Origin of the sequence: Dickeya sp. CFBP 2040, from assembly GCF_012273755.1 — a bacterium.
GTDB lineage: Bacteria > Pseudomonadota > Gammaproteobacteria > Enterobacterales > Enterobacteriaceae > Dickeya > Dickeya poaceiphila.
Window position 1 is genome coordinate 221,178 of record NZ_JAAVXH010000087.1, and the last position, 18,265, is coordinate 239,442.

At 54.4% G+C, this 18,265-nt stretch carries 15 protein-coding genes; 1 reads left to right on the forward strand and 14 read right to left on the reverse strand.

The annotated features are described in order from the left end of the window. Positions 1-45 precede the first annotated feature (45 nt). From murG to mraZ, 10 genes are read right to left on the reverse strand one after another with little or no spacing between them, the layout of a single operon-like run. Positions 46-1,131: an undecaprenyldiphospho-muramoylpentapeptide beta-N-acetylglucosaminyltransferase gene (murG, locus tag Dpoa2040_RS12695; RefSeq protein ID WP_168641466.1), complete on the reverse strand. Its 1,086-nt coding sequence runs from the start codon at positions 1,129-1,131 to the stop codon at positions 46-48. Then, complete coding sequence (gene ftsW, locus Dpoa2040_RS12700) at positions 1,128-2,330, reverse strand: cell division protein FtsW (protein WP_168641467.1); 1,203 nt, start codon at positions 2,328-2,330, stop codon at positions 1,128-1,130. The genes murG and ftsW overlap by 4 nt, the downstream gene beginning before the upstream one ends. After that, positions 2,330-3,643: a UDP-N-acetylmuramoyl-L-alanine--D-glutamate ligase gene (murD, locus tag Dpoa2040_RS12705; protein WP_146411040.1), complete on the reverse strand. Its 1,314-nt coding sequence runs from the start codon at positions 3,641-3,643 to the stop codon at positions 2,330-2,332. The genes ftsW and murD overlap by 1 nt, the downstream gene beginning before the upstream one ends. A gap of 2 nt (positions 3,644-3,645) precedes the next feature. Continuing rightward, positions 3,646-4,728, reverse strand: a complete 1,083-nt coding sequence (gene mraY, locus Dpoa2040_RS12710; RefSeq protein WP_042872774.1) for a phospho-N-acetylmuramoyl-pentapeptide-transferase — start codon at positions 4,726-4,728, stop codon at positions 3,646-3,648. Then, the gene (murF, locus tag Dpoa2040_RS12715; RefSeq protein ID WP_168641468.1) at positions 4,722-6,083 is read right to left on the reverse strand and encodes a UDP-N-acetylmuramoyl-tripeptide--D-alanyl-D-alanine ligase; all 1,362 of its coding nucleotides are present in this window, start codon (positions 6,081-6,083) and stop codon (positions 4,722-4,724) included. The genes mraY and murF overlap by 7 nt, the downstream gene beginning before the upstream one ends. Next, positions 6,080-7,564: a UDP-N-acetylmuramoyl-L-alanyl-D-glutamate--2,6-diaminopimelate ligase gene (gene murE / locus Dpoa2040_RS12720; protein ID WP_168641469.1), complete on the reverse strand. Its 1,485-nt coding sequence runs from the start codon at positions 7,562-7,564 to the stop codon at positions 6,080-6,082. The genes murF and murE overlap by 4 nt, the downstream gene beginning before the upstream one ends. Beyond that, on the reverse strand, positions 7,551-9,314 hold the full coding sequence (locus Dpoa2040_RS12725) for a peptidoglycan glycosyltransferase FtsI (RefSeq protein WP_042872779.1): 1,764 nt from the start codon (positions 9,312-9,314) through the stop codon (positions 7,551-7,553). Before Dpoa2040_RS12725 ends, murE begins: the two co-directional genes overlap by 14 nt. A gap of 25 nt (positions 9,315-9,339) precedes the next feature. After that, positions 9,340-9,660, reverse strand: a complete 321-nt coding sequence (gene ftsL, locus Dpoa2040_RS12730) for a cell division protein FtsL (RefSeq protein ID WP_042872782.1) — start codon at positions 9,658-9,660, stop codon at positions 9,340-9,342. Continuing rightward, a complete protein-coding gene (rsmH, locus tag Dpoa2040_RS12735; protein ID WP_168641470.1) occupies positions 9,657-10,598 on the reverse strand; it encodes a 16S rRNA (cytosine(1402)-N(4))-methyltransferase RsmH in 942 nt (313 codons plus the stop codon). Before rsmH ends, ftsL begins: the two co-directional genes overlap by 4 nt. Before the next feature lie 2 nt (positions 10,599-10,600). After that, positions 10,601-11,059, reverse strand: a complete 459-nt coding sequence (gene mraZ, locus Dpoa2040_RS12740; RefSeq protein ID WP_042872786.1) for a division/cell wall cluster transcriptional repressor MraZ — start codon at positions 11,057-11,059, stop codon at positions 10,601-10,603. An 863-nt stretch (positions 11,060-11,922) separates the two neighbouring features. On the opposite strand from mraZ, the gene Dpoa2040_RS12745 reads away from it, so the two are divergent. Continuing rightward, on the forward strand, positions 11,923-12,384 hold the full coding sequence (locus Dpoa2040_RS12745) for an L-alanine exporter AlaE (protein WP_168641471.1): 462 nt from the start codon (positions 11,923-11,925) through the stop codon (positions 12,382-12,384). Positions 12,385-12,591: 207 nt separating this feature from the next. Here the strand turns inward: Dpoa2040_RS12745 and cra are convergent, their stop codons facing one another. The 4 genes from cra to Dpoa2040_RS12765 form a co-directional block, all read right to left on the reverse strand. Continuing rightward, complete coding sequence (gene cra, locus Dpoa2040_RS12750; RefSeq protein ID WP_168641472.1) at positions 12,592-13,596, reverse strand: catabolite repressor/activator; 1,005 nt, start codon at positions 13,594-13,596, stop codon at positions 12,592-12,594. 243 nt (positions 13,597-13,839) lie between these two features. Beyond that, positions 13,840-14,331, reverse strand: a complete 492-nt coding sequence (ilvN, locus tag Dpoa2040_RS12755) for an acetolactate synthase small subunit (RefSeq protein WP_016940607.1) — start codon at positions 14,329-14,331, stop codon at positions 13,840-13,842. Between the two features lie 2 nt (positions 14,332-14,333). Continuing rightward, entirely contained in the window at positions 14,334-16,055 is a 1,722-nt protein-coding gene (gene ilvI / locus Dpoa2040_RS12760) for an acetolactate synthase 3 large subunit (RefSeq protein ID WP_042872794.1), read from the reverse strand. 380 nt (positions 16,056-16,435) lie between these two features. After that, complete coding sequence (locus Dpoa2040_RS12765) at positions 16,436-18,241, reverse strand: long-chain fatty acid--CoA ligase (protein WP_146411037.1); 1,806 nt, start codon at positions 18,239-18,241, stop codon at positions 16,436-16,438. Positions 18,242-18,265: the final 24 nt, after the last annotated feature.

Sequence of the window (18,265 nt, forward strand, 5' to 3'; positions counted from 1 at the left end):
CAACCTACATCAACGCCGACTATTGTCGGCCATCATCAATTAATTTCAGACAGCCTGGGATGCCCGTTGCGTCGCCGCTGCCGCTACCTCAGCCGCCACCCGTTCCGTTGCATCGGGAATCGCCACAGTCCGGGCTTTCTGCGCCATATCACGCAAGGTGGCCCGATCCCAGGCGGACAACACCGCGCTTACCGCATCCACGCTCAGAGAGGCCTGTTCGATAATCTTCGCCGCCCCCGCTTGCTCCAGTGGCAACGCATTCCAGTACTGCTGCCGATCCTTATGCTGAAACGGCACAAATAACGCCGGCAACCCGGCTGCGGCAATTTCGCTGACCGTCAGCGCACCCGAACGGCACACCACCACGTCAGCCCACGCGTATGCCGCCGCCATGTCGTCGATAAACTCGGTAATCCGGTGTTGAGGCTCGCCAGCTTTCGCATAGGCGGCCTGAACCTCTGCCTGTGCTCCTTTGCCGGTTTGATGCCAGATAGTAACGGCACCATGTAACTTTGCCGCAACGCCGGGCAAGGTTTGGTTTAATACCCTCGCCCCCTGGCTTCCACCGACCACCAGCACGCGCACCGGGCCATTTCGCTCCGCCAGCCGCTCTGTGGGGGAAGGCAGCGCCAGCACGTCAGTACGTACCGGATTTCCCACCACATCCGCATGGGGAAATGCGCCCGGAAACGCCTGTAATACTTTCTTGGCAATGCGCGACAGCCAGCGGTTAGTCAACCCGGCGATGCCGTTTTGCTCATGCAACACCACAGGGACACCACACAACCACGCAGCCAGGCCGCCGGGACCAGATACATAACCGCCCATGCCCAGCACTACATCCGGCTGATAGCGGCGCATAATCGCCTGCGCTTGCCGCACCGCCCGGAAAATACGCACCGGTGCCAGCAACAAAGCTTTCAGCCCCTTGCCGCGCAGACCGGAAATACGGATAAAGTCGATGTCGATACCGTGCTTCGGCACCAGATCCGCTTCCATCCGGTCAGCCGTGCCCAGCCAGCGCACCTGCCAGCCTTGCGCCATTAGATGATGCGCAACCGCCAGACCGGGGAACACATGCCCACCGGTACCGCCTGCCATCACCATCAAACGCTTGCCTTCGCCACTCATCGGGTACCTCTCGTAAACGCCTGCGCTTTGGTCAGGCGCGTTTCGTAATCAATTCGCAACAACAACACAATAGCCGTCGACATAATCAGCAAGCTGGAACCACCGTAACTGATTAGCGGTAATGTCAGCCCTTTAGTCGGCAACATACCTGCAGCAGCGCCGACATTCACCAGCGTCTGAAAACTGAACCAGATACCGATGGAGCAGGCCAGAAAGCCCGAAAATCGCTGATCGATTTCCAGCGCCCGACGACCAATCGACATCGCCCGAAAAGCGACGAAGAATATCATTAACAACGCCAAAACCACACCGATATAGCCCAGCTCTTCCCCCAAAATTGAGAAGATAAAGTCGGTATGCGCTTCCGGTAGATACTCCAGTTTCTGGATGGAATTACCAAGCCCTTGTCCCCACAGTTCGCCGCGGCCAAACGCCATCAACGATTGCGTCAGCTGATAGCCGCTGCCGAATGGGTCGTCCCAGGGATTCCAGAACGAGGTTACACGGCGTACACGATACGGTTCCGCTATAATCAACAACCCGACGGCGAAGATGCCACAACCGATGATCGCCAGGAACTGCCACAGTTTTGCCCCTGCAAGAAACAACATCGCCAGCGTAGTAATAAACAGCACCACCACCGTACCGAGGTCCGGCTGAGCCAGCAGCAACACCGCCAGCACCACCATTACCCCCATCGGCTTACAGAATCCCCAAAAGTTGTTCCGCACTTCCTCGACTTTGCGCACCATGTAGCTGGAGAGGTAGCAAAACAACGACAATTTCGATAACTCCGCCGGCTGGATGCGCAACGGCCCCAGAGAAATCCAGCGTGATGCTCCGTTCACCGAGCTGCCCACCACCAGTACGATCAACAACATCACTATCGACGCCAGCAGCAGTACCACGCTGTAACGCTGCCAGACCTCCATCGGCACTCGCATGGTGACCAGCGACAAACCGAACGCCAGCCCCAGATACAACGCATCACGCTTGGCGAACAGAAACGGGTCGCTTGCCAGACGCTGCCCAACCGGCATCGACGCCGACGTCACCATCACAAAACCTATCACCGCCAGTCCCAGGGTCAGCCACAGTAGCGTCCGGTCATACAGCACAGTGTTGAGGTTGTCGCTTTCGCGCGTCCCCATCACCCAGCTTTTCAGACGTTCAACCATGCCGGCCCCGATAACACGCATTATCCCAGCTCCTCCGCCAGACGAGCGAACTCATCGCCACGCTGCTCAAAGCTACGGAACTGATCGAGACTGGCGCAGGCGGGCGACAACAGCACCATATCCCCTGACCGAGTGCGGCTGGCAATAAGCCGCATCGCCTGCTCCATGGTTTCAGTCCGTTCAGCAATGTCCGGACGCAGCGCCGCCAGTTGTCCGCCATCACGCCCAAAGCAATACAGCCGAATATGGTCGCCTTGCAGGTAACGCAACAGCGGAGAAAAATCCGCTGATTTCCCATCGCCGCCCAGCAGCAGATGCAGCGTGCCATCGACATGCAACCCGCTCAACGCGGCTTCGGTACTGCCGACATTAGTAGCTTTGGAATCATTAACCCAGCGCACCCCCCTCCGCTCCAACGCCAGTTGGAAACGGTGCGGCAAGCCGGTAAACGTAGTCAGCGCCGTCAGCGCCGACGAGCGGGGGATTCCCACCGCATCCGCCAGCGCCAAGGCAGCCAACGCATTGGTGTAGTTATGCTGACCAACCAGTTTGATTTCACGGGTATTCAATACCCGCTCACCCTTCACACGCAGCCAGGTTTCACCCTGTTGCCGATTCAGATGATAATCACCCACATCCACACCAAAGCTCAGACAACGCGCGTCCGCTCCGCGCACCGGCATGGTCAAGGCATCGTCTGCGTTCACAATGCAGACGTTGGCGTTTTCATAAATACGTAGTTTTGCGGCGCGGTACTGCTGCAATCCCAGCGGATAACGGTTGGTGTGATCCTCAGTTACGTTGAGGATCGTGGCAGCGGCAGCGTGCAGGCTATAAGTGGTTTCCAACTGGAAGCTTGATAGTTCCAGCACATACAGTTCACTTTCCTGCTTGAGCAATTCCAGTGCTGGTATGCCGATATTACCGCCCACGCCAACGGCCCAACCGGCAGCGTGCGCCATTTGCCCCACCAACGTGGTCACAGTGCTTTTGCCGTTAGAGCCGGTAATCGCAACAATCGGTGCCTGCGCTTCGCGGCAGAACAATTCGATATCGCCGATAATCTCAATACCAGCCGCCGCCGCTTCGCACAACACGGGCGTCGCCAACGCGATACCGGGACTGGCGATAATCAGGTCGGCGGACAGCAACCACTCATCATTAAGACCGCCCAGATGGCGCTCAACGGACTCAGGTAATTTATCCAGGCCCGGCGGACTGATACGGGTATCCAACACGCGCGGCACCACCCCGCGTGCAAGGAAAAAATCAACACAGGAGAGCCCTGTCAGCCCTAACCCGATAATGACAACCTTTCTACCCTGATAGTCCATTTTTACCGTACCTTGAGCGTTACCAGGCCGATGAGCATCAGCATCAGCGAAATAATCCAGAACCGCACAATCACTCGTGGCTCCGGCCATCCTTTCAGTTCATAGTGGTGGTGAATCGGCGCCATGCGGAAAATCCGCTGACCGCGCAGTTTGAAAGAACCCACTTGCAAAATCACAGACAGGGTTTCCACCACGAATACCCCGCCCATGATCACCAGCAAAAACTCCTGACGCAGCAATACCGCGATGGTACCCAATGCTCCGCCCAGCGCCAGTGAGCCGACATCCCCCATAAATACCTGCGCGGGGTAGGTGTTGAACCATAAAAACCCAAGTCCGGCACCAACAATCGCAGTACATACCACCACCAGTTCGCTGGCATGTCGGATATACGGAATATGCAGATAACTGGCGAAATTCATGTTACCGGTCGCCCAGGCAACCAACGCAAAACCGGCCGCCACAAACACCGTCGGCATAATGGCTAACCCGTCCAGACCATCGGTGAGGTTAACCGCGTTGCTGGTACCGACAATCACGAAATAAGCCAGCACGATGTACATCACACCCAGTTGCGGCATCACGTCCTTGAAAAACGGCACCACCAGTTGCGTAGCCGGCGTGTCTTTGCCAATGGCGTACATGGAGAATGCCACCGCCAACGCCAGCACCGACTGCCAGAAGTACTTCCAGCGGGCAATCAACCCGCGAGTATCCTTACGCACCACTTTGCGATAATCATCTACAAACCCGACGATGCCATACCCCACCAGCACCAACAGTACGCACCAGACATAGGGGTTAGCCAGGTTGACCCACAACAACACCGAAATAATGATCGACGCCAGAATCATCACGCCGCCCATGGTCGGTGTGCCGCGCTTGCTGAAATGGGACTCTGGTCCTTCGTTACGCACGACCTGACCAATTTGTAAACGTTGCAACCAGGCAATCAGATGCGGCCCCATCCACAGGGAAATAATCAATGCCGTCAGCAGGCTGACAATGGCCCGAAACGTCAAATATGAAAAGACGTTAAAGCCGGAATAAAACTTGACCAGATGCTCGGCCAGCCAAACTAACATGTAGCATTCTCCTGTAATGCGTGTACTACCTGTTCCATCGCCGCACTGCGTGAACCTTTAATCAAAACGGTAATGGTATTATGCTGCGTTACCAACGCCCGCAAACGGGCAATCAACGCTGCTTTATTATCAAAATGCTCGCCAGTGCCGCTCGCTTCGCCAATCAACGCGCTCAGCGTTCCCACACTCAATACCTTATCGATGTTTGCCTTGCGGGCTGCTTCACCCACCTGAAGGTGACAGGCTTGCGCGTCCTGGCCCAACTCAGCCATATCGCCCACCACCATCACCCGGTAGCCAGGCATCTCCGCCAACACCAGCGCCGCTGCCGTCATCGAACCGACGTTGGCGTTGTAGCTGTCGTCCAGCAACAGTTTTCCCGGCGCCAGTGCAATCGGAAACAACCGCCCTGATACCGCCTGTAACTGCGCCAGACCCTCTTTTACCGTGTCCAGCGTCGCCCCCACTGCCAGCGCCAGCGCCGCTGCCGCCAGCGCGTTAGCAACGTTGTGACGTCCCGGCAACGGCAACGTTACGGCGATATCGCCCATCGGCGTATGCAACACGAAAGCCGTTCCCCGCTCGCTCACACTGACATCACTGGCGTAAAAATCGATGCCGTCACGCTGTTGTGGAGCAAAGCGCCATAGGGTTTTCCCCATCAGCAAGTCCTGCCAGCGGGTTTCATCGTGACTGTCCGCGTTGAGGATCGCCACGCCCTGAGCCGGTAAACCGCCAAAAATCTCGCCTTTGGCCTGTGCCACGCCTTCCAACGAACCAAACCCTTCCAGATGAGCTGCGGCCAGATTATTCACCAGCGCCGCTTCCGGTCGCACCATCGCCGTGGTGTAGGCAATCTCACCAATATGATTAGCGCCCAGTTCAATCACCGCGTAGTCATGCTCTGGCGTCAGGCGTAACAACGTCAGCGGCACGCCGATATCGTTGTTGAAGTTACCCGCAGTGAATAGCACATTGCCGCACTGACGCAGAATCGAGGCGGCCATTTCCTTGACGGAGGTTTTTCCCGATGACCCTGTCAGCGCCACGACGCGCGCACGACTTTGCTGGCGCACCCAACCGGCCATTACACCCAACGCCAAACGCGTATCGTCTACCACCAGTTGCGGCACTTTAGCTTGTAAGTACTTACTCACCAATAATGCTGCCGCCCCATTATTAACGGCATCTGCAGCGTAATCATGAGCATCAAATTTTTCGCCACGTAACGCGACGAACAAACAACCGGCGGTAAGTTTGCGGGTATCTGTAGACACATCGCTAATAGTCAGGTCATCCCCCACCAACCGGGCGCCCAACACATCAGCCAACTGTCGCAACGAAACGCTGATCATACGATAACCCCCAGCAAACGCGCGACAGTAATGCGGTCTGAATAGTCCAACCGTTCATTTCCTACCAGTTGGTAGTCTTCATGCCCTTTACCTGCGACCAGCACCACATCATCGGCAGCCGCCTGCATCACCGCACTGGTGACAGCCTGCGCACGACCAGCGATCACCTGCACCCGGCCAGCATCCAGCAATCCGCTCAAAATGTCGGTGACAATCGCCTGCGGGTCTTCGCTACGCGGGTTATCGTCGGTAACGATCACCCGGTCAGCCAGTTGCTCCGCAACCGCCCCCATTAGTGGGCGCTTACCTCTATCACGATCACCGCCGCAACCGAAAACGCACCACAGCGTTCCCCGGCAATGCAACCGTGCCGCCGCCAGCGCTTTTTCCAACGCATCCGGGGTGTGGGCGTAATCCACCACCACGGTTGGCCGACCACTGGCAAGAAAAACTTCCATCCTACCGCAGACCGGTTGCAACGCAGAACCGACCTTCACCAATTGTTCCAGCGGATACCCCAGTGACAGCAGTGTTGCCAGCGCCAGCAACAGATTACTGACGTTAAACGCCCCCATCAGGCGGCTGTTGATAACCCCTGCGCCCCAACTGGAGTCAAACGTCACTGTGAAACCGCTGTCGTGATAATCGATATGGGTAGCTTTCAGCCAATGCGCCCGACCGCTATCAACATCGCCCGCCACGCTCACCGCAACCGCATCTGGCAGACGCCTTAACCAACGACGACCGACCTCGTCATCAGCATTAATAATTTTCTGGCCTGCCTGATGCTCGGCAAATAGCCGCCACTTGGCCGCTTCGTAATTGGCCATGTCACCGTGGTAATCCAGATGGTCGCGGCTCAAATTGGTAAAAACCACGGCGGCAAACGCCAGCGCTTCCACACGATGCTGCACCAACCCATGCGAAGAGACCTCCATGGCGGCAAAGTCTGCCCCCTGCGCCACCAGTTGGCTCAGAATCTGCTGTACATCCACCGCCGAACCGGTAGTGTTTTCCGACGGCACCACACGCCCCAGCAACCCATTACCCACCGTGCCCATTACGGCGCTGGTTTTACCCAATGCCTGACTCCACTGCGCCATCAACTGGGTCGTCGTGGTTTTGCCGTTGGTGCCCGTGACGCCAATCAGTTGCAGCGAGGTCGATGGCTGACAGTAAAAACGCCCCGCCAGCGCGGATAAACGCTGGTTCAGATTCTCAAGATAAATCACCGGCACACCGTGCATTTCAGTCAGGGTACCATCGGGCGTGGCGTTATCCGCCTGTGCGACAACCGCCGCGACGCCCTGCGCAATGGCCTGCGGAATGTAGTGCCGCCCATCTGTCTTGTAGCCAACGACTGCCACAAACAGATCCCCGGCAGCCGCCATGCGGCTGTCTAATGTCATTTCCCGCAGCGCAAGATCCGGGGCGTCGTTCACCCACGGAGCCAGGACATCGCGCAAGTTACGATCTGTCACCTGAACCCTCTTTTCTGTTGATTACAAAATCGCTTTTTTCACCGGTTGCCAGCGCATCCGGTTCGATATTCATGGTACGCAATACGCCGCCCATGATCGCACCGAATACCGGAGCCGACACCGCACCACCGTAGTATTTCCCCGCCTGTGGGTCGTTAATCACCACCACCAGCGCAAAGCGCGGGTTACTGGCTGGCGCGACCCCAGCGGTATACGCGATATATTTGTTGATGTACTTGCCATCCGGGCCGACCTTTTTCGCCGTCCCGGTTTTAATCGCGATGCGGTAGCCTTTTACCGCCGCCTTGGTGCCGCCGCCGCCTGGCAATGCGACACTTTCCATCATGTGCACTACGGTACGGACAATCTGTTCGGAAAAAACACGTTCTCCCGGTACCGGCGGGTCAACCTTGGTGATGGAAAGTGGCCGATAGATACCGAAGCTGCCGATGGTGGCGTAGACGCGCGCCAGTTGCAGCGGTGTCACCATCAGACCATAACCAAACGAAAAGGTAGCGCGTTCAATATCCGACCAGCGTTGACGATTCGGGTACAAACCCAGACTTTCACCTACCAACCCCAGATTGGTGGCTTTGCCAAGACCAAAACGGGAGTAAGTGTCCACCAACGCGGAAGCTGGCATCGCCAGTGCCAGATGAGATACGCCGACATTACTGGATTTCTGCAACACCCCGGCCAGGGTCAGCTCGCTGTAACGCGCTACATCCTTGATTTCATGACCGTTGATGTAATACGGCAACGTATTGAGTACCGCATTTTCCTTAACCACGTTGCGCTGTAGCGCCGTCATCACCACCATGGGTTTCACGGTTGAACCAGGTTCGAAAATATCGGTAATGGCGCGGTTACGGATGACATCGGTTGGCGTACCGGTCAGATTGTTGGGGTTGTAGGACGGACTGTTGGCCATCGCCAATACTTCGCCAGTATTGACATCTACCAACACGGCGGTGCCTGACTCAGCCTTATTGAATGCCACGGCGTTGTTCAGCTCACGGTACACCAGCGCTTGCAGGCGTTCGTCAATACTGAGCATCAGATTGTGGGCCGCCTGGCTATCCACTGAGGAAATATCTTCAATCACCCGCCCAAAACGGTCTTTACGTACGGTACGCTCGCCAGGTCGGCCAGTCAGCCAGCGATCAAAACTCTTCTCAATACCTTCAATACCCTGACCATCGATATTGGTAAAGCCGATCAAGTGCGACGTCACCTGACCTGAAGGGTAATAACGCCGCGATTCCTGCCGCAGGTTGATGCCTGGCAGTTTCAGCTTGTGGATGTATTCGCCAATCGCCGGATTCACCTGACGGGCGAGGTAGACAAAACGACCATTCGGGTTAGCGTTCACTTTAGCGGCGATCTGATCCAGTGGGATTTCCAGCGCATCCGCCAGCGCTTTCCAGCGGGTATCCAGTGAAATGCCGCCATGATCGTTAACATCTTTCGGGTCGGCCCAGACCGCGTTGACCGGTACGCTCACTGCCAGCGGACGTCCGGCGCGATCACTTATCATACCGCGAGCGGTCGGGATTTCCTGCACGCGCAGAGAACGCATATCTCCTTCACGCACCAGCTTGTCGGGCGCGATCACCTGCAGATACGCCGCTCGCAACATCAATCCCACCATACACAACAGAATACCGCCGCAAAGCAACGCAAAACGCCAGCTGACAAAGCTGGCATGTTCTTCCTGACGTTTCAGTTTTCCCGGTCGCGCTGCTTTCATAATCTAGGCGATACCTGTTAATGCATTACTGTTTAACCACAATATTTTCCTGTGAAGGATCAACGTGCACCATATGTAGCTTCTCGGTAGCGATCTGCTCGACACGGCTGTGATCGCCCAAGGCGTTCTCTTCCAGAATCAGGTTGCGCCATTCGATATCCAGCGCATCACGCTCCAGCAGCAACCGCTCACGCTCTGCCGTTAGCAGACGCGTACGGTGCGCGGTGGTCACCACCATAATGGCGGACACCAATACCGCTATCAGCAACAACGTCGCTAATTTTCCATGACGCAACAGGTCATCGCCGATGACGCCACCCAGCGAATGGCGCTCATTTCCGATCACGACGGCAGTCTCTCAGCAAAGCGCAGCACCGAACTGCGCGCGCGCGGATTATCCGCCACTTCGTCATCAGGCGGCATCATTTTACCTACCGATTTGAGCGTCTGGCCGCCCTGGCTGCGCAGTTGCGCCTCCGTCAGCGGCAGGCCGGCAGGCACCTGCGGTCCCCGGCTATGTTGGCGAATAAAACGTTTCACAATCCGGTCTTCCAATGAATGGAAGCTGATTACCGACAACCGGCCTTCTGGCGCCAGCACCTTCAGTGCGCCGTCCAACGCGCGTTCAATCTCTTCCAGTTCGCTATTGATATAGATACGAATGGCCTGGAATGAGCGGGTCGCCGGGTGCTTATACTTTTCCCGAATAGGACTGGCGGCAGCAATCAATTCCGCCAGCGCTTTGGTGCGGGTCAACGGGTCTATACGGTTACGCTCTACAATCGCGCGGGCGATACGTTTGGCGAAACGCTCCTCGCCGAATGTTTTCAGCACCCAGGCGATGTCTTCCGCCTCCGCCTTCATCAACCATTCTGCCGCCGACTGGCCTCGCGTGGGGTCCATACGCATGTCCAGCGGGCCATCACGCATAAAAGAAAATCCGCGTTCGGGATCGTCAAGCTGAGGTGAAGAAACCCCTAAATCCAGCAGGATACCGTCGATTTTACCGGTCAGCCCACGCTCCTCGACGTATTCAGCCAGTTCGGAAAAAGGTCCGTGGATAATAGAAAAACGTGCGTCATCAATCGTATTGGCGACTTCAACTGCCTGAGGATCACGATCAATCGCCAACAAACGGCCTTCCGGCCCAAGGCGGGACAGAATGAGACGGGAATGACCACCCCGACCAAACGTGCCATCAATGTAGACACCGTTGCTGCGAATGTTCAGGCCGTTGACGGCTTCATCCAGCAGCACGGTAGCGTGTTTAAACGTTTCTGCCATGACTATAGTGATAAGTCCCGCAGTCGCTCAGATAAGGGCTCCTGAGTTGACTGCTCAGCGTCAATATCTTCCTTGACTTGTCGATACCAGGTCTGTTCATCCCACAGTTCAAACTTGTTGAACTGCCCAACCAGCATCACTTCTTTCGTAAGACCCACATGCTGCCGCAGCGTAGATGCAATCAGTATCCTTCCGGCGTTATCCATCTGGCATTCGCTGGCGTGTCCGAGCAGCAATCGCTGAACACGGCGCTCAGCGGGGTTCATACTCGACAGGCGAGAAAGTTTCTGTTCGATAATTTCCCATTCGGGTAACAGGTAAAGCAGCAGGCAGGGCTGATGCAGGTCAATGGTACATACCATTTGCCCTTGAGCTTCCTCGTTCAGTAAATCCCGGTAACGGGTGGGAACGGCAAGCCGCCCTTTACTATCGAGGTTGACCAACGTCGCCCCACGAAACATGACAGTATTTAACCCTTCATGACCCTTTTTACCACTTTGCCCCACAAATCCCCACTATTGAGAGTTTACGGAGGGGATGAAAAGCTTGTCAAGCCAGCACGGATGCGCTTGGGCATTATTTCCCGCAGAGCAAGAGCGCGAAAAAAGCGCAAAAAAGTCACCATAAAGAAATAATTAGTATTAACGTCGTGATTATTTAAGGAAAATTAATGGCTTTTAGAGCGGTGCACAAAGATATAGAATTTTTTATTCAATGCAATATTATTTTGACTGCCACAGTTCGATAGGTATCTCTTAAATCTCTCTCTGCACGCGATATATTTTTATCATCTGATTTTTAAGATTTTTTAAAAATTATTTTTCCTTTTAGCACAGCTAATGGCAGGAAAAATGAAATTATTTAACCTGAAATCCCATTTTTTTGACCTGAACCACACAGTCAATCACTTCAACTTAGGTTATCTATGCGCGAGTGAAACATTAGCCCGCCGTTTCCCGAAACTAAATAGAATAACTGGCTTTATTTCCAGTATCGATCACATTCACTTGCACTTTACCTGTCAGTAACTTTTTCGCTGCAACGTATGGTTTTTCAGCTTTGTTTTTTTCTGGCATACATATTAAATTAATTATTTGTTTTATATGGGTTTAATTGCATAACTCACGATTTTCGAATGAAAAAAACGATTTGAACCCATAAAGTTGCGTCGCCGAACAAAAAATAAGAAAAAATAAGTTTTTTAAGCTAGTTAAAAGATAATAAATAGTCATGTAAACTACAAAAAAACCAATAAAGCAAAACTAAACACCATAAAATAACGAAAAAATTAACGTTATTATCCTCTACCATGGAGCCGTACGATATGTTTTCCCCCCTTTCCCGTATTCGCGGCATCGTTGCCGATACCGTTGCCATGGTGGTGTATTGCTTTCTAACCGGCATGGTGATCGAAATACTGTTATCCGGCATGACCTTCGAACAATCGCTCTCTTCGCGGCTGTTGTCGATTCCAGTCAATATTGTTATTGCCTGGCCTTACGGCCTTTACCGGGATCGGATTGTCGCTCTGGCGCTACGCCTGAATGCTAATTTACGCTGGGGAAAAAATATGGCGGACCTGTTTGCCTACGTTAGTTTTCAATCGCCAGTGTATGCCGCTATTCTGCTGACAATTGGCGCAGAACCGTCGCAAATTCTAAAAGCGGTTGCCAGCAATGCGGTAATTGCTATGTTCATGGGTGTAGCGTACGGTTATTTTCTGGAATATTGTCGTCGCCTGTTCCGGGTTAGCGTTTCTTCTCATCCACAAATCGTCAGTCATTAACCCTGAACAATAAACAGTCATGTAAGTAATATACCCGTCATACCTCAAGTTGCAGGTACGTTGGTTGCGTTGTTCAACACACGAGCGTGTTGTCCTGCAACTCGAATTATTTTGGGTAGATAAATGAAAGAAAAAATAGAGATAAAAATAGGATTTATCTTATGCGGCGTAGAGGCAAAAAATTACTCCATCGCCGCAGGGTATCCGTCAGTGACGGCTCAGAAAACCACGGCGGTAGAGATTACGGCGGATACGGTATAAGCCCGGTTTTGGTTTGCGCGGCTCATCCAGACTGGCCAGTACCAGTTCCAGCACCCGCTCCGCGACTTCACGGTGACGCTGCGCGACCGCCAATACCTGACATTCCAGAAAATCCAGCAATTCATTATCGCCAAATGTGGCGATCGCCAGATTGTTCGGCAAACGGCCACTCCGCCGGAGCGTTACATCCATCACGCCTTGCAGTAGCGGGAACGAGGTTGTAAACAACGCCTGCGGCATCGGGTGAGTGTTCAGATACTCTTCAAACACCGCTGCCGCTGCACTGCGTTCATAACTGTTGGCATAGATATAGTTCACCTGGCGCACATCGTCTGCCCAGGCACGCCGGAACCCCTGCTCGCGCAAAAAGCTGACTGATAACTCCGGCAGTGCACCAAGATACATCACCGACTCCGCCGGTACCTTACGCAGTTCCTGCGCCAGCATTTCCGCGTCTTCCATATCCGCCCCAACTACACTGGCGAAATGCTCGCGATCCAGCGCCCGGTCGAGTGCAATCACCGGCAGAGGATCATTCGCCCAGCGCTGGTAAAACGGGTGCTCCGGCGGTAGCGCCGTCGAAACAATGATGGCATCCACCTGACGTTGCAACAGATGTTCAATGCAACGCATCTCATTATCGGGCTGATCCTCAGAACAGGCGATCAGCAACTGATAACCGCGCTGCCGAGCCTGACGCTCCAGATAATTGGCGATACGGGTGTAGCTGGTGTTTTCCAGATCGGGAATGACCAGCCCGATGGAGCGAGTACGCCCGGCGCGCAAACCAGCTGCGACAGCGTTTGGATGGTAGTTGTGCTCCCTGACCACCGCCATCACTTTCTCTACGGTCTTATCGCTGACACGATATTGTTTCGCTTTACCATTAATGACGTAACTGGCCGTCGTACGCGAAACCCCAGCAAGACGCGCGATTTCATCCAGTTTCACTGGTAACCCCTTAATAAGCCGGATAAAAAGTAAAGAATGAACCGATAACCATACATTAACGGTGGATATAATACTGATCTAAGCGCAGAAAACACTGGCGGGCAACCGCTTTTATTAGTTACGTCAATCAGAATTAAAAAAGCCCGGCGTTATAGCCGGGCTAGATATTACCATCAAAAAAGCCAGTATTGCTGTACGAAAATCAGCAAATCATCAGACAACCGACCCTATTTCAGCAGCACGTCAGCGCATGACGCGGTCACCGCGCGATACACCCACGACGCCGGAACGTGCCACTTCAACAATTTCAGCGACTTCACGTACGCTGTTAAGGAACGCGTCCAGCTTCTCGCTGGTGCCAGCCAACTGCACGGTATACAACGATGCCGTGACATCCACTATCTGCCCGCGGAAGATTTCCGCACTGCGTTTGACCTCTTCGCGTCCATAACCGGTGGCCTGCAATTTCACCAGCATCAGTTCACGTTCGACATACGCCCCCTGACCCAGTTCGCTAACCCGCAGCACGTCCACCAGCTTATGCAGTTGCTTCTCAATTTGTTCCAGCACTTTCTCGTCACCCACTGTCTGGATAGTCATCCGCGACAGGGTCGGATCATCCGTTGGGGCGACGGTCAGACTTTCAATGTTGTAACCGCGTTGAGAAAACAGGCCAATCACGCGCGACAGAGCACCCGATTCGTTCTCCAGCAATACCGACAAAATACGACGCATGATCAGGTCCTCTCCGTTTTGCTTAACCACATCTCATCCATCCCGCCGCCGCGGATCTGCATCGGATAGACATGCTCGCTGCTGTCTACCCGCACATCCACAAACACCAGACGATTCTTCTGCTCCAGCGCTGCTTTCAGCTTCGGCTCCAGCTCATCCGGGGTATCAATGGTGATGCCGACATGGCCGTAAGCTTCCGCCAGTTTGACGAAATCCGGCAAAGATTCCATGTAAGAACTGGAGTGACGACCAGAGTAGATCATGTCCTGCCACTGTTTCACCATGCCAAGGAAACGGTTGTTCAGGCTCACCACCACAATCGGCAAGTCATATTGCAGCGCGGTAGACAACTCCTGAATATTCATCTGGATACTGCCATCACCGGTAACACAGATGACCGTTTCTTCCGGTAACGCCAGCTTGATTCCCAGCGCGGCAGGCAGACCGAAGCCCATGGTGCCGAGGCCGCCGGAATTGACCCAACGACGTGGCTGGTCAAACGGATAATACAGCGCAGCGAACATCTGGTGTTGCCCTACGTCGGATGCCACATAAGCCTTGCCTGCGGTCAGACGGTGAAGCGTTTCAATCACCGCTTGCGGTTTGATAGCGTCGCCATCGGTGTTGTATTTCAGGCATTGACGCGCGCGCCACTGATCGATGCGCAACCACCAATCGCGCATGGCGTCGAATTTCTGCTGAACCTCGCCGCCTTGCGCCAGCAACTCCAGCATCAGGCTAAGCACCTGACGGGCATCGCCGACGATGGGAATATCCGCCGCCACGGTTTTAGAGATGGACGCCGGGTCGATATCGATATGCAAAATGGTGGCATTCGGGCAGTACTTAGCGAGATTATTGGTAGTCCGGTCGTCAAAACGCACCCCAACGGCGAAGATGACATCAGCGTTGTGCATCGCCATGTTTGCTTCGTAGGTACCGTGCATACCGAGCATACCGAGGCTCTGACGATGGGTACCCGGAAAACCGCCCAACCCCATCAACGAACTGGCCACCGGAAGATTGAGTTTTTCCGCCAGTTCGCGCAATTCCTGATGACAATTGGCGTTGACAACCCCGCCGCCGCTATAAATCACCGGACGCTCAGCAGCCAGCAGCGTCTGCAATGCGCGTTTGATTTGGCCTTTATGCCCCTGCACCGTCGGGTTATAAGAACGCAGACTGACCTGATCAGGATAAGCATACGGCAGTTTTTTGGCCGGATTGAGAATGTCTTTCGGCAAATCCACCACCACCGGTCCGGGGCGGCCAGTAGACGCCAGATAGAAGGCTTTTTTCAGCACGGTGGGAATGTCTTCGGTCTGTTTGACCAGATAACTGTGTTTCACCACCGGGCGGGAAATCCCCACCATGTCGCACTCTTGAAAGGCGTCATACCCAATCAACGAGGTCGCAACCTGACCGGAAATCACCACCAGCGGAATGGAATCCATATACGCGGTGGCAATACCGGTAATGGCATTGGTTGCGCCCGGCCCGGAGGTCACCAGTACCACACCCACTTCGCCGGTCGCTCTGGCGTAGCCATCAGCCATATGTACCGCGCCTTGCTCGTGGCGCACCAGAATGTGTTCTATGCCGCCAACGGTGTGTAGCGCATCGTAAATATCCAGCACCGCACCGCCCGGATAACCGAACACATGTTTTACGCCCTGATCGATCAATGATCGAATCACCATCTCGGCGCCTGACAACATCTCCATGGGTTTGCCTCTTATTGTTCAGATAACGAGTCGCTTCTGCATTGACAGGGGAGCCCCGCGCGTATCACACGACGTTCAGCGAATGAAGCAACGGCATGTTCAGTTTTTACTCGCACGCCCACCTGCTCGCAGAACATCGCCCACATTTTTACACATAACTTATTAACATAACGCCAGATTATGAAGCAGGCAAACGCCACGGCTGGGCAAGGAGCAGCATAATTGATGGTAAATCAACTGTTAAAAGAGGGTAGAAGCAGATAAAACGCTGAGGTACGACCACAGCGTTAAAAAATATTCCGCTGTGGTCCGGCATTACAGAGTGAAATATTGATAATAAAATTGCGGCGCAAAGAGAACCATCGCCATCAAAACACCTGTTAGTCGGCGTACATGGCTTCAATTTCCAGTTGATAACGCTGATGAATGACCTTTCGGCGGAGTTTTAATGTCGGGGTCAGCTCCCCTTCCTCCTGACTGAACGGCGCAGGCAACAGAGTAAATTTTTTAACCTGCTCAAAACGGGCCAACTCTTTCTGCATGTCATGCAGCCGCTGTTCAAACAGCGACAGAATATGGCTGTGGCGCAGCAGTTCCAATCGATCCTGATACCCCAGATTCATCGAGCGGGCATACTCCTCCAGCGCCTCAAAGCAGGGAACGATCAACGCGGAAACATACTTGCGTGCATCGGCTATCACCGCGACCTGCTCAATAAAGCGATCTTGCCCCAGCGCCCCTTCCAAATGCTGTGGCGCGATGTATTTGCCCCCTGAGGTTTTCATCAGGTCTTTAAGCCGTTCAGTGATAAACAGGTTACCCTTGTCGTCCACCTCACCCACATCACCGGTTTTGAACCAGCCGTCTGGCGTGAAAGCGGCCTGCGTCTCTTGCGGACGGCGATAATAACCACGCATTACGGTAGCGCCGCGCACCTGGATTTCATTTTGCTCACCAATACGCACTTCAACGCCAGATAGCGGCATACCCACCGAACCCAGGCGATAGTGGTCGGCATCCCAGCAAGACACGGTGGCGCAGGTTTCCGTCAGGCCGTAACCATAAATGATGCGCACACCGATTGCCTGAAAGAAGGCGATAATGTTGTCATCCAGGCGCGCGCCCGCCGCCGGCAGAAAACGGACCTTGCCCCCCAACAACTGACGCAGGCGCGACAGCACCAGCCTATCAGCAAGACGATACGTCAACGCGCTCCACACACTGGCGCGTTTTCCGGCCTGTTGGCGTAAAGACCACGTATTGCCTTGTGCGATCCCCCAGTTAAACAGCGTACGCCGATGCCATGGGGCCTGTGCCACTTTCTCATGGATAGCGCTGAAAACTTTCTCGTAAAATCGCGGCACCGCACACATCACGGTAGGACAGACCGCCGCCATCGCAGCACGCACCTGATTGGTATCGCGCAGGTAAACGTTCTGCGCGCCGCGGTGCATGATAAAAAAGCTCCAGGCACGTTCGAAAACATGTGACAACGGCAAAAAGCACAGCGATACATCCTGCTCGTTGGTGTGCAACCGTTCATCGTGCAACATCAGTTGGGTTGCCATGTTGGCATAATCCAGCATCACGCCTTTAGGCTCGCCGGTGGTGCCGGAAGTGTAGATAAGCGTAAACAAATCGCCCAAATCCCGCTCAGCCACTCGTTGGCGCAGCACTGGCTCCCATACCGACAATTCCGCTTGCTCTTCAAACTCCTGCAACGATACCGCCATATCGCAGCCACGACGGCTAATCTGCTCGTCCAGCAGAATAATGGTACGTAGTTGCGGACAGGTATCGCGCAGCGACATCAGCAAATCAAACTGCGCCTGACCACCGACAAACACAACACGGATATCCGCATCGTTCAGGATGAATGCCGCTTGTGCCGCTGCGCTGGTGGCATAAAGCGGCACGGTAATCGCCCGCAGATGTAGCAGCGCCAAATCCGCCAACGACCAGTTGATAGCGTTATCGGAAAAGATCGCCACACGTTCCTGAACATCAACGCCCAAACCCAGCAGGCCGCAGGCGATACGGCGGATACGCTCGCCTACCTGATGCCAGTCGAGTTGCTGTTCCTGGCCAGCCTCCCATTCACGAAACGCCAGCGCGTCAGGACGTTGGGCTATTTGCTGCTGAATGCGGTGAACCAGATGATATTGCGGGAGTGAATTCGTCTTCATGCGCGTACGGAGTCTGAATCTCAA